The sequence below is a fragment of the Vibrio orientalis CIP 102891 = ATCC 33934 genome, from assembly GCF_000176235.1.
In the GTDB taxonomy this organism is placed as follows: domain Bacteria; phylum Pseudomonadota; class Gammaproteobacteria; order Enterobacterales; family Vibrionaceae; genus Vibrio; species Vibrio orientalis.
In genome coordinates this window covers 2,072,395-2,084,799 of the sequence record NZ_ACZV01000005.1, presented here as the reverse complement: position 1 = coordinate 2,084,799, position 12,405 = coordinate 2,072,395, and the positions used below count along the sequence as shown (strand labels likewise).

Sequence of the window (12,405 nt, the reverse complement as noted above, 5' to 3'; positions counted from 1 at the left end):
GGTAGGTCCATGAAGCAGTTTGATGTCGTCATTGCTGGTGGCGCAATGGCTGGAATGACGTTAGCGCTGGCAATAAATAAGCTCTCATCTCAGCCGTTATCTATTGCTGTGATTGAGCCGTTTCCTGTTGATCACCAGGCTCATCCGGGGTTTGATTCTCGCTCGATTGCGCTCTCCTATGGCACAGTCAATGTCCTCAAGCAGTTTGAGCTTTGGCAACAGATTGAGAGTGTTGCAACACCGATTACTCATATCCACGTATCGGATCGCTCTCATGCTGGAATGACGGATATAACAAACGATGAACTCGCCGTTGACGCGTTGGGTTATGTGGTTGAGCTTGCCGATGTTGGACGTATTTATCATCAGCAAATTGAGCAAGATGAACATATCGAGCTGATTCATGCCTCGGTACAGCAAGTTGTTCGACAGCAAGAAAAAGTAGAGCTGATGTTAAGCGACAATCAAAAGATTGAAGGTAAGCTTTTGGTGGCGGCAGATGGCGCGATTTCTACCTGTTGTCAGCAGGTTGGATTAACGCTTTCAGAGCACGATTTTGACCAAGTGGCTGTGATTGCTAATATTACTACTCAACAAGCGCATAATGGACGTGCGTTTGAGCGCTTTACAGAGTCCGGTCCAGTGGCATTGCTGCCGATGTCTGAAGGCCGAATGTCTCTGGTATGGTGTCTGAGGCCAGACGAAGCCGCTCAAGTGATGAATTATAGTGACGAAGCCTTTTTGGCTAAGTTACAAGCGAGCTTTGGTTGGCGTCTTGGCAAGTTAGAAAAAGCCGGGCAGCGGGCCAACTACCCACTGTTATTGCGCTACCGAGAGCAAAATGTTTCCCATCGTTTTGCCATTGTCGGCAATGCAGCGCAGACACTGCATCCAATAGCAGGACAAGGGTTTAATTTGGGTATTCGTGATGTCGCGACTTTAGCGGAGTGTATTGCGCATCATCCGCAAGACCCCGGTGAATATGGTGTTCTCAAGCAATTTAAGCAAGCCAGAGCACAAGATCGTCACGCGACCATTTCAATGACATCATCTCTAGTGCATATCTTTTCGAATGACTATTTGACGATGCGTATAGGTCGTAATTTGGGGCTGTTCGCTATGGATAATTTTGCTCCGCTAAAAGCGCCCTTACTCAAAAGAACTTTAGGCTTGGTGGCTCGATAAGTCAGCAACAAGGACAACAAACATATGATGCAAAGTGTAGATATCGCGATCGTTGGCGGTGGAATGGTTGGTTTAGCACTCGCGGCCGCATTTAAAGATACCGATCTGCGTATCGCTGTAATTGAAAGCTGTGAGCCTGAAAGCGATCTCAATACGTTACCAGACGTTCGTGTTTCCGCCTTAAGTCGCTCAAGCGAGTCTATCTTGCGTAACTTAGGTGCATGGCAGGGAATCATGCAGCGTAGAGCGGCCCCTTATCGTGCAATGGAAGTGTGGGAGCAAGATAGTTTTGCACGCATAGAGTTTGAAGCACAGAAGCTTGCTCAGCCAGATCTTGGGCATATTGTTGAAAACCGCGTGATTCAATTAGCACTGCTTGACCAAGTGAAACAGCAAGCGAATGTATCGCTATTTATGCCTGCGCGATGTGCCTCTATGGCAATGGGTGAAAGCGAAGCTTGGTTGACGCTTGATAATGGCCAATCATTAACGGCGAAATTAGTTGTCGGTGCTGATGGCGCGAATTCTTGGGTAAGAAAGCAGCAAGATATCCCGTTAACCCATTGGGACTATGGCCATAGTGCGATTGTCGCTAATGTTCGCACCAAAGAAGCGCATGAGCGTATTGCTCGCCAAACCTTTACCCCACAAGGCCCATTAGCCTTCTTACCCCTAGGTGAAGACAACTTAAGCTCGATTGTGTGGTCAACAGAACCAAACCGAGCAGAACGCTTAGTCGAAATGTCAAACCGTGAGTTTAATAAAGTGCTTACGACAGAATTTGATAATCGCTTAGGCCTGTGTGAAGTTGAAGGTGATCGCTTTGCCTTCCCACTTAAAATGCGTTACGCCCGTGATTTTGTGACTGAGCGTGTTGCTTTGGTTGGTGATGCGGCTCATACCATCCACCCACTTGCAGGGCAGGGGGTTAACTTAGGTTTACTGGATGCGGCAAGTTTGGCGCAAGAAGTGATCGAGCTTTGGCAAAAGGGTGAGGACTTCGGCACTAAGCGTAATCTCAGAGGTTACGAACGTTGGCGTAAAGCTGAGGCGGCGAAAATGATCGCAGCAATGCAAGGCTTTAAAGATTTGTTTGAAGGGAGCAATCCTGCCAAGAAATTGATTCGCGGCATTGGTATGAAGCTGGTGGGTCAATTGCCAGGCGCAAAAGATGAAATTATGAAGCGTGCGCTTGGACTTACCGGGAACTTACCCAAGCTTGCTCAGCGAGCGGTGATTAAGTCGTAGTAGCTTGATTCACAGAAACTAAAAGGGTTGGCAAATGCCAACCCTTTCTAATTCTTTATGCGTAAGCGCAGCGTAGTTTCATGACTTCTTTGTTGATTTCCTTAACCGCTTTGAAGTGACGTGTTTCCGCTCTTTCTGGCAAAATCAGTTTGCCGTTATCGAACTCAAATTTACCTACGCCATAGATATAAATTCTTCCCTTGAATAGCCGACTAATGTGTTTAGCAATCATACCTGGTGTATAGCGCTTAAACAGTCTCATACATTTGTCCTTATGTTTAGCAAGCACTGCAAATTATACGAATTATCCACCTGAAATTATGTGATTATGGTGGTGGAATATGCAGTAGAAACTGGGTTTTTGGATATTTGTGCTGCCGTAGACAAATCTACGGATAAATATCTATTTTATTGTGATAATTACCCCATTTATATTCTAGTTATTGAACCCGTTGGGGAGCACGAGCACTATTAAGCCTTATCTTTGTGACAGTTACTTTAAAGAATAGTTTAACTTTTTTATTAGATGTGATTTTTTGGTGAATTTATTCAAAAAAAAGCCCGCATAGTTACGCGGGCGAATAGTCACAGATGCATTACACAAAAAGTGGATGTCCTGAAACAATCAGTGGATTCACTTTTTTGTTGGAGAAGGTTACACGTCGCTTAAGAGTTACATACCGACTTTCAAACGAGTGCCAAGCAGAATGAACTAATTTTGCTTGAACTTTAACCAACAAGATTAGAATACTGCAAAAATTCCCCTGTGACTATATATGCTCATTAAATGAATAATAATTTAATTGAATATCTTATATGATGCGAAAATGATCAATATTTTATGCAACATGATGTAATTTTTAGAGATGAGATTAACGCAAATGGGTTAGCCAGATAGTTTAATCGCGACAGATCGGTGCGATCTTCGGTTGGCACAACTCGATCAAATCAGCACAGTTCAACGCGACTCCGGCCATATTCGATCCACTGCTGATGGTGACCTCTGGTTCATTCAAAATTTGTTGATCAAATATGATCTCCATTGGGGTGCGAAGCAGTAGAGGAACCACAGTACCTATCTGATATCCGGTCAAGCTTGCGACTTGTTCCATTGAGACACAGGTCATTCGTCGCCAGTTAAGCAATGCACGGACCTTTTTTGGGTCAACCGATTGATTACCGGGCGCGCAAGCAATGGCATAGCGATTACTCATATCTCTGAGCACAATACATTTGACCATTTGCTCCGGACGAATGCCTCGCTGCGCAGCAGCATCCTCGATAGTTGTCGCCGGCGTTTGGTGCGGAAGCAGGCGAAATGCCACCTGCTGCGCTTGTAAGTATTGAGTGATATGGGTAGAAAATGAATTACTCATCGTCTTGTAACGAGTAGGGTAGTTGCGCGATGGTCCATGAGCTTTCTGGTTGCTCTTTTAAGCGTAATTGGACGTCATCGTCGAGGTTATTTGGCAGTACTACTAATGCTAGCGCGGTGTTATCTGTAAAGCGGTAACTTGCAAGCAATTTACCCGCACTGCGCCAGTTTTCACCCACGGCACGTTCTAACTCTGCATTGTCATCAATAGCCTTATCAGCACTGCCTTGGACAATAAATAGAGCACGTTTGTTCATACCTCGGTATTTGGCGCGCGCGACAGTTTCCTGACCGGTATAACAGCCCTTTTTAAAGCTAATACCGTCCACAGCTTGAACATTAATTGCTTGGGGAATGTGCTCATTTTGCTGCTCTGCGTTAAGCAATGGAGTGCCAGATTGAATATCGTGTAGCGTCCATAAATCTTCGGCTACTGTGCTTGCATTACTTTGAGCGACAATCTGCTGCGCAGATGCTTCTGTCACTAATAGTAACCAGCGTTGATCATCAATCTTAACCGCGCTGCCGCCGTCGATACGACGAACATTCCCCGACTCTTCTGAAAGGGAGTCAACTAAAATGCTGGCATTACAGCCCATAACGCCTAGTGCGATTTCGTCACTATGGGCAAACTCAACTTTAGAGAAAATGGCGTATTTTTTCAGTTCCGCAAGCTCTTTTTCGATCAAGGATGCTGGCTGAAACATTGCGTAGCCACCATTGTGGTGGAATAAGCGAAATACACTCCAAACCTTCCCCTTTGCATCACAATGAGCACCAAACGTTGATGAGTGCTCATCAAGCGTCACAACATCACATGTCACTTGCCCTTGGAGGTAGGACTTTTTATCGTCGCCCATGAGTGTGATCGCTCCCCAAGCCGTTAGAGGCGCAATGGCCAACTCTGGCAGTGAGTCCGTTGATGCTAGCTGTAAAGGAGCAAAGTCTTTTTGCCAATCCATGATCGTTACCTAATAGAATCTCAATAGACGTATGTTATCGCCTAATCCTATTGAGAAACAACCTTTAGCGTAGTGCGTCATTAAATCCTCCCAAGGTAGAGAAAATGTTGACCTTGCTCGGGAGTGTGACTGGCGTACTAGTTGCAAAGCAATTTGCTTGTTACACTCGGCGAAAATCAACCGATTAGGTGAGGAATTACAATGTATACCGCAGAACAAAAAGCGCGTATCAAATGGGCGTGTCGTCGTGGAATGCTAGAACTCGACGTGGTTATCATGCCATTTTTTGAAGAGTGTTTTGAAAGCCTTAAAGAGAATGAGCAACAAGATTTTGTGTCGCTATTAGAGTGCGATGATCCAGATTTGTTTACTTGGATAATGGGTCATGGCCGCAGTGAAAATCTAGGTCATGCTTCAATGGTCGATAAGATTGTCGCTCATAACCTCAGTAAAGTGCGCTAGGTTTCACCTAACTCGCTCCTATCTTTCTCTACTGGCCAATTACTTTATTCTGGTATTGGCCAGTTCATGTATCCTCCTATCTGACTTACCGCTTGTTGCAGTATTCTCCTGTCTTTACCTGCTCATGACTGTGACGGTCAAATCCGGCTTTTTAGCTTCAGCCTTGAGCGGTGAGGTGACTTTTTTATCGGCGCAAGAGTACCAATTAGGTCATTCGCTAATTACCATCAAGCAGGTTATTTTCGCCCTATCTCCGGTCGTCTTATTGGTTATTCATGATGACAACAGTCGTACTTTGCTGTGGCGAGATAGCTTGAGTGAAAAACAGTATCGGGAATTAATCGTGATGTTAAAAAGGGAGCACTAGGCTCCCTTTTGAATTTATGGCTTGAGGGTTAATCTCGGTTGTTTGGAACAAGAATCGTCGGGTGACTTTCTTTGGCTAGCTCAGGGTAGTCGAGCGTGTAGTGCAGGCCGCGACTCTCTTTTCGTTCCATTGCACAGCGAACCATCAGTTCTGCGACTTGCAGTAAGTTACGCAGTTCTAGCAGGTTATTTGAGACCTTGAAGTTACTGTAGTACTCATGGGTTTCTTGCTGCAGTAACTGAATACGGCGCAGCGCGCGTTCTAATCTTTTATCGGTACGTACAATTCCCATGTAGTCCCACATAAATAGACGCAGTTCATGCCAGTTGTGTTGAATCACGACTTCCTCATCTGAACAGCTCACTTGGCTTTCATCCCAAGCAGGAAGGGCTGGTGGTAAAGTCGCGTTTTCAAGGTTAGCTATGATGTCATTGGCTGCGGCCCACGCATAAACCACGCACTCAAGTAGCGAGTTTGATGCCATGCGGTTGGCGCCATGTAAACCGGTATAACTCACTTCACCAATCGCATACAGCTGAGATAAATCAGTTTGGCCTGTCTTATCAACCATTACACCACCACAGGTGTAGTGCGCGGCAGGGACGACAGGAATTGGCTCTTTAGTCATATCAATACCGAGATCGAGTAGACGGGTATTGATGGTTGGGAAATGTTTTTCGATAAAGTCAGCAGGTTTATGGCTGATATCCAAGTACATGCAATCTGCACCAAGACGCTTCATCTCAAAGTCGATCGCGCGAGCGACGACATCACGAGGTGCGAGTTCTTCACGCTCATCAAAATCCGGCATAAAGCGCGTACCATCAGGACGACGTAGATAAGCGCCTTCACCACGTAATGCTTCCGTTAGTAGGAAGTTTCGTGCTTCAGGGTGGTAGAGACAAGTAGGGTGGAATTGGTTGAACTCTAAGTTAGCAACACGACAGCCAGCGCGCCATGCCATGGCAATACCATCACCAGAAGAAACATCCGGGTTTGAGGTATATTGATACACTTTAGAAGCGCCACCAGTGGCTAGCACGACAAACTTGGTGCGTACCGTTTCAACGTGCTCTTGGTTACGGTTCCAAATATAGGCACCGATAATCTTGTTGCTGTCACCGCCGACTTTGTCTTCGGTAATTAAATCTAACGCATTGTGACGCTCTAACACCGTGATGTTTGGGTGATTGTGCACATTGTCTTGCAAAGAGGTTTGCATCGCCATGCCAGTAGCATCTGCCGCGTGGAGAATACGGCGGTGGCTATGACCACCTTCACGTGTCAGGTGGTAGCGAGGTGCTTCGTCGCTATCGTTTTCTTCACGATCAAAAGGAACACCGCCATCGATTAACCATTGAACACACTCTTTGGCATTCTTGGCGATAAATTCGACGGTATCTTGTTCACACAGACCCGCACCGGCAATCAGTGTATCTTCAACGTGAGACTCGATACTGTCTGATTCATCAAATACCGCTGCAATACCACCTTGCGCGTAGTAGGTGGCTCCTTCACTACGTGGTCCTTTGCTGAGTACGATGACTTTGCCATGTTCTGCGACACGTAACGCTAACGATAGACCTGCTGCGCCACTACCTACCACTAACACATCACACTGATGTTCACGGTTTGCGTTCATAAAACTTTTAAATTCCCGAGTTAATTTGTACCACTGGCGTCCTTTACTCAAAAGCTGGTGCCGTGGCCACTGAGCGATCCCGCTCATAAACCTGTCATTGATTTGCCAATGCGACTCTGAAAACGCTAGAGCCAATTCACTATAGTAACACCGAGCGAATGGCTTTGCATTGAGTGCAATTCTTCTGTAAAGAGCATTGCTTTTCTTGGCTCTGATCCTCACAATCGGGATCAGAGGTAGATGTATGCATCACTGTGTAAAATTAGTTTGAAGAATTTTTGAACTTATATTTATTTACTAGGTCACAATAGTGCTCAAGTAAGCAGTGGTGTCAATACTACATTTTGCATAATTAATGCTCATGTCTGATAAGACCGGGGCTAATAACAATAGGAGTACCCGCTCGAATGAACGAGCAGCTGACCGATCAAGTATTAATTGAGCGAGTTCAGAATGGGGATAAGCAAGCATTCAACTTGTTGGTGACAAAGTACCAAAACAAAGTCTGCAACCTTATTTCTCGCTATGTGAATAATCCTGGCGATGTTCCCGATGTAGCGCAAGAAGCATTTATTAAGGCGTACCGTGCGATACCAAGCTTTCGTGGTGAAAGTGCCTTCTATACTTGGTTATATCGGATTGCTGTTAATACTGCAAAAAACCACCTTGTAGCTCAAGGGCGCAGGCCGCCTGCTCAAGATGTGGATACTGAAGATGCTGAATATTACGAAACGGGTAGTGCATTAAAAGAAATTTCGAACCCTGAGAACTTAACGTTGTCCAATGAATTGAAACGTGTTGTTTTCAGTGCGATTGAAGCACTGCCGGATGACTTAAAAACCGCAATGACGTTGCGTGAGCTTGATGGCTTAAGCTACGAGGAAATAGCAGCGGTTATGGATTGCCCTGTAGGAACGGTGCGTTCGCGTATCTTCCGAGCTCGTGAAGCGGTTGAGAAAAAAATCCAACCCCTTTTGCAACGCTAGACCAGTAACATTAATGGTGAAAATAATGGCTGACAAAGAGAAACTTTCAGCACTCATGGATGGAGAGTTGGTTGATAAGGCTCTGATTAGTGAATTAGAGCAAGACCAAGAAAGCCTACAATCATGGCAAAACTACCATTTAATTGGTGATGTAATGCGTGGTGAGGCTCCGGAGAAGCCGGAGTGGAATATTGCTGAAAGCGTGGCGCTAGCACTCGATGATGAGCCTGCGCACTCCACAGTAACTCAGTTAGAGCAGCGTCGTGTTGAATCACAGCCGACACCTGCGCAAGCGCGTAAGCAACTACCTGCTTGGCTGAACCAATTTGGTCAAGTTGCGATGGCGGCATGTGTGTCATTGGCGGTGATCTTAGGTGTGCAACAGTATGGTGGCACAGATCCAAGTTCACCTGCGGCAGAAACATTGCCTGTTCTTCAAACGATCCCATTTGCTGGTAGCGCAGAGCCTGTTAGTCTGACGCGCTCGTCAGTTGAGCAGCAAAATTCTGGTGAAGTTAACGTACAAGAACAACGTCGTCGCATAAATGCGATGCTACGAGACTACGAATTACAACTACGCTTAAATAGTGAAAATACTATTGAGAGTAGCGATAATCCTGAAACGGTAGTTGAATGAAGAAATTTCTGATCAGTGCGCTGACACTGTTCAGTTTGAACACACCATTAGCCTTTGCAGAAGACAACGCTGCAGAGGCTTTGTTGTATCAAATGAACGAGGCAAGTCAGCATCTTAACTATGAACTGTCTTACATACTGATAAAGAAAAACAGTATTGAGCCATTGTTGTATCGACACGCAGTATCTGAAGATAAGCAGCTCGCGCACCTCATCTATTTGAGTGGTCCTGTTCGTGAGGTCATTCGTCGTGGTGATGAGGTTAGCTATCTTGAGCCAGGTGTTGAGCCTTTCACCATTGAGTCAGGCAACATGGTTGCACCTACGATTCCATTGTTAAATTCAGATGTGAGTCAGTTAAAAAACTTCTACGATTTTGTTCAAGTTGGGCGTGCGCGTGAAGCAGGCGTTGCATGTCAAGTGCTAAGAGTGGTACCTAAAGACGGTCAACGCTATTCCTACGTCTTGTGGGTGGATGAAGGCAGCAAGTTACCTTTGCGAGCAGATTTAGTTGATCGCGATGGTGAAGTGTTAGAACAATATCGAACCATTTCTTACAATGTGAATGAGAAAATCGAGCAAGCCTTGAGTGGCTTAAACCAAGTGAAATTGCCAGAAGTGTTGTCACTGCCAAAAGGGTTGGTTGAAAATGCACACTGGACGGTTGCTTGGGTACCAAATGGTTTTGAACCAAAAGAGCTTAACCGCTACCGCATGAATGACACTGAGCGTATGGTTGAAAGCCAGATGTACAGCGATGGTTTGTTTAGCTTCTCGGTCTACATTTCTCAGAGTGATAACTTGTCGTTGAAAGGCCAATTGGTTCGTCAAGGTCGCCGTACGTTGCACAGCTTTGTCCGTGGTGAACATGAAATCTCAGTGATTGGTGATGTTCCTCCTGCGACAGCGAAACGTATTGCTCAATCAGTCAAATTTGCCAATCCTGTGAGTGATTCACAATGATGACCGCACTGGCAACGGTTGCTCACGTTAAGCCTCTTTTAAAGGGGTTTGACGTCGAGTTGGCGTGCGAACAGCAAACCAGTTGTAGCAGTTGTTCTTCACAAAAAAGCTGCGGAACGGGGATTGTCTCCAAAGCGGTAGGGAATAAATCGCTCAGTTGGCACTTAACGACTGACAAATCAGTTAAGCCAGGTCAGGTGGTCGAAATTGGTCTGCCAGAAAAAAGCATCCTGCAATCCGCTGCGGTTGTTTACCTTGTCCCACTCTTTGCCATGATCCTTGGCGCTTTCATTGCGCAGTGGTGGATTGCTCCGCTTTTGGCCGCGGGGGAAGGCATCGTGATTCTATCGTCTGCCCTTGCCACAGTCGCGGGTATCTATCTCGCAAAGAGGTTATCGGCGCGATTAGAGCAGCAATCTTCTCAGCAAGTCATATTATTAAGGATATTGGGCGAACCAATTAGCTAGTGCGAAGCGGCTAGAAATTGGGTAGAATCGGCCAACTTGATTGAAATGCCGTCGCTCAATGTAATAAATCAGAGCGAACTACGGCTTTCTTGTCCCTATTTATAAGAGTTTAGTCACACCAAATCATGAAGCACATTCGTAACTTTTCGATTATCGCCCACATCGACCATGGTAAGTCGACCCTATCAGACCGTTTAATCCAAGTATGTGGTGGATTGAGCGACCGTGAAATGGCCGCACAGGTTTTAGACTCCATGGATCTAGAGCGTGAGCGTGGTATCACAATCAAATCACAGAGTGTGACTCTTAACTACACAGCAAAAGATGGTGAAACATACCAACTTAACTTCATCGATACTCCAGGGCACGTTGACTTCGCTTATGAAGTTTCTCGTTCTCTAGCGGCGTGTGAAGGTGCTCTGCTGGTAGTTGATGCTGGTCAAGGTGTAGAGGCTCAAACTCTTGCTAACTGTTACACAGCGATTGAAATGGACCTAGAGGTTGTACCAATCCTAAACAAGATTGACCTTCCTGCAGCCGATCCTGAGCGTGTATCAGAAGAAATTGAAGAAATCGTTGGTATCGATGCGATGGAAGCCACTCGTTGTAGTGCGAAGACAGGTATCGGTGTTGATGACGTTCTAGAAAACATTGTTTCTGCGATTCCTGCACCGGAAGGTGATCCTGACGCGCCGCTACAAGCATTGATCATTGACTCATGGTTCGATAACTACTTAGGTGTTGTTTCTCTGGTTCGAATTAAGAACGGTTCACTGAAGAAGAATGACAAGATCAAAGTAATGAGTACAGGTCAAGTTTGGGGTGTAGACCGTCTTGGTATCTTCACACCTAAGCAAGTCGATACTGAAGTACTGCGTACAGGTGAAGTAGGTTGGGTTGTTTGTGGTATTAAAGACATCCTAGGCGCACCAGTAGGTGATACGCTAACACTGGCTAAAAATGGTAGTGATAAAGCGCTACCTGGCTTTAAGAAAGTAAAACCTCAGGTATATGCGGGTCTATTCCCAGTATCTTCTGACGATTACGAAAGCTTCCGTGATGCACTAGGTAAACTAAGCCTGAATGACGCATCACTATTTTATGAGCCAGAAAATTCAGCAGCGCTTGGTTTTGGTTTCCGTTGTGGCTTCCTTGGTATGCTACACATGGAGATCATCCAAGAGCGTCTAGAGCGTGAGTACGATCTAGACCTGATCACCACAGCGCCAACGGTAGTTTACGAAGTTGAAGAAACTAATGGTAACACTCTATACGTCGATAGCCCGGCGAAGTTACCAGCGGTGAATGATATTGAAGAAATCCGTGAGCCAATTGCTCGCTGTAATATCCTAGTGCCATCTGACTACCTAGGTAACGTAATCACACTATGTGTAGAGAAACGTGGTACTCAGGTTGATATGGTTTACCACGGTAACCAAGTGGCAGTGACTTACGATATTCCTATGGCGGAAGTAGTACTCGACTTCTTTGACCGTTTGAAATCAACCTCTCGTGGTTACGCATCGCTTGATTACAACTTCCAACGTTTTGAAACATCGAGCATGGTTCGTGTTGATGTTCTTCTTAACGGTGATACGGTTGATGCCCTAGCGATGATTACGCACAAAGATCAGTCGCAAACTCGTGGTCGTCAGTTAGTAGAGAAGATGAAAGAGTTCATCCCGCGTCAGATGTTTGATATTGCTATTCAGGCAGCTATCGGTAACCACATCATCGCACGTTCAACAGTGAAACAGCTGCGTAAGAACGTAATCGCGAAGTGTTACGGTGGTGATGTGAGTCGTAAGAAGAAGCTACTGAAGAAGCAGAAAGAAGGTAAGAAACGTATGAAGCAGATCGGTAACGTAGAGCTGCCTCAAGAAGCGTTCTTAGCTATCCTGCACGTAGGTAAAGACTAATCCCAGTCATATTTGACGCTACAGCGTTGTTGCCAGCGCAAACTCACCCTAATCACATAGTACACCTATGCTCATAGGGCTGAGTTTGCTAGTCGCCTAGCTGTAACGCCAACTATTTATGGGATTATTAGAATTAAATTCAATGAGTAAGTGGAAGGGTTTCGGCTCTTTCACTTTCGTATTTTTGAGATAA

Annotated in this window: 13 protein-coding genes; 9 read left to right on the top strand and 4 right to left on the bottom strand. The window is 45.5% G+C overall.

Going from position 1 to position 12,405, the window contains the following annotated elements:
• Positions 1–9: 9 nt before the first annotated feature.
• Both ubiH and VIA_RS20155 read left to right on the top strand, forming a co-directional pair.
• Complete coding sequence (ubiH, locus tag VIA_RS20160) at positions 10–1,185, top strand: 2-octaprenyl-6-methoxyphenyl hydroxylase (protein WP_004415637.1); 1,176 nt, start codon at positions 10–12, stop codon at positions 1,183–1,185.
• 24 nt (positions 1,186–1,209) lie between these two features.
• Positions 1,210–2,433 carry an FAD-dependent 2-octaprenylphenol hydroxylase gene (locus VIA_RS20155; RefSeq protein ID WP_004415635.1) on the top strand — a complete coding sequence of 408 codons (1,224 nt, stop codon included), beginning with the start codon at positions 1,210–1,212 and terminating at the stop codon, positions 2,431–2,433.
• Positions 2,434–2,488: 55 nt separating this feature from the next.
• Here VIA_RS20155 and VIA_RS20150 read toward each other — a convergent pair whose 3' ends face one another.
• From VIA_RS20150 to ygfZ, 3 genes are all read right to left on the bottom strand, one after another.
• On the bottom strand, positions 2,489–2,695 hold the full coding sequence (locus VIA_RS20150) for a DUF1107 domain-containing protein (RefSeq protein WP_004415633.1): 207 nt from the start codon (positions 2,693–2,695) through the stop codon (positions 2,489–2,491).
• Between the two features lie 637 nt (positions 2,696–3,332).
• On the bottom strand, positions 3,333–3,809 hold the full coding sequence (locus tag VIA_RS20145) for an aminoacyl-tRNA deacylase (RefSeq protein ID WP_004415632.1): 477 nt from the start codon (positions 3,807–3,809) through the stop codon (positions 3,333–3,335).
• Positions 3,802–4,770 carry a tRNA-modifying protein YgfZ gene (ygfZ, locus tag VIA_RS20140; protein ID WP_004415631.1) on the bottom strand — a complete coding sequence of 323 codons (969 nt, stop codon included), beginning with the start codon at positions 4,768–4,770 and terminating at the stop codon, positions 3,802–3,804. Before ygfZ ends, VIA_RS20145 begins: the two co-directional genes overlap by 8 nt.
• A gap of 201 nt (positions 4,771–4,971) precedes the next feature.
• Between ygfZ and VIA_RS20135 the strand changes: the two genes are divergently transcribed.
• The gene (locus VIA_RS20135) at positions 4,972–5,232 is read left to right on the top strand and encodes an FAD assembly factor SdhE (protein ID WP_004415630.1); all 261 of its coding nucleotides are present in this window, start codon (positions 4,972–4,974) and stop codon (positions 5,230–5,232) included.
• Entirely contained in the window at positions 5,180–5,599 is a 420-nt protein-coding gene (locus tag VIA_RS22635; RefSeq protein ID WP_328285399.1) for a protein YgfX, read from the top strand. Before VIA_RS20135 ends, VIA_RS22635 begins: the two co-directional genes overlap by 53 nt.
• 28 nt (positions 5,600–5,627) lie before the next feature.
• On the opposite strand, the gene nadB is transcribed toward VIA_RS22635, so the two are convergent.
• Positions 5,628–7,241, bottom strand: a complete 1,614-nt coding sequence (gene nadB, locus VIA_RS20130) for an L-aspartate oxidase (protein WP_004415626.1) — start codon at positions 7,239–7,241, stop codon at positions 5,628–5,630.
• 407 nt (positions 7,242–7,648) lie between these two features.
• On the opposite strand from nadB, the gene rpoE reads away from it, so the two are divergent.
• The 5 genes from rpoE to lepA all read left to right on the top strand — a co-directional run bounded on the left by rpoE (position 7,649) and on the right by lepA (position 12,212).
• Complete coding sequence (rpoE, locus tag VIA_RS20125) at positions 7,649–8,227, top strand: RNA polymerase sigma factor RpoE (RefSeq protein ID WP_004415624.1); 579 nt, start codon at positions 7,649–7,651, stop codon at positions 8,225–8,227.
• Between the two features lie 25 nt (positions 8,228–8,252).
• Entirely contained in the window at positions 8,253–8,864 is a 612-nt protein-coding gene (locus VIA_RS20120) for a sigma-E factor negative regulatory protein (protein ID WP_004415622.1), read from the top strand.
• Positions 8,861–9,826, top strand: coding sequence for a sigma-E factor regulatory protein RseB (gene rseB / locus VIA_RS20115; RefSeq protein WP_004415621.1), 966 nt, complete (start codon positions 8,861–8,863; stop codon positions 9,824–9,826). Before VIA_RS20120 ends, rseB begins: the two co-directional genes overlap by 4 nt.
• On the top strand, positions 9,823–10,293 hold the full coding sequence (locus VIA_RS20110) for a SoxR reducing system RseC family protein (RefSeq protein WP_004415619.1): 471 nt from the start codon (positions 9,823–9,825) through the stop codon (positions 10,291–10,293). The genes rseB and VIA_RS20110 overlap by 4 nt, the downstream gene beginning before the upstream one ends.
• 125 nt (positions 10,294–10,418) lie before the next feature.
• A complete protein-coding gene (lepA, locus tag VIA_RS20105; RefSeq protein WP_004415616.1) occupies positions 10,419–12,212 on the top strand; it encodes a translation elongation factor 4 in 1,794 nt (597 codons plus the stop codon).
• The last annotated feature ends 193 nt before the right edge of the window (positions 12,213–12,405 follow it).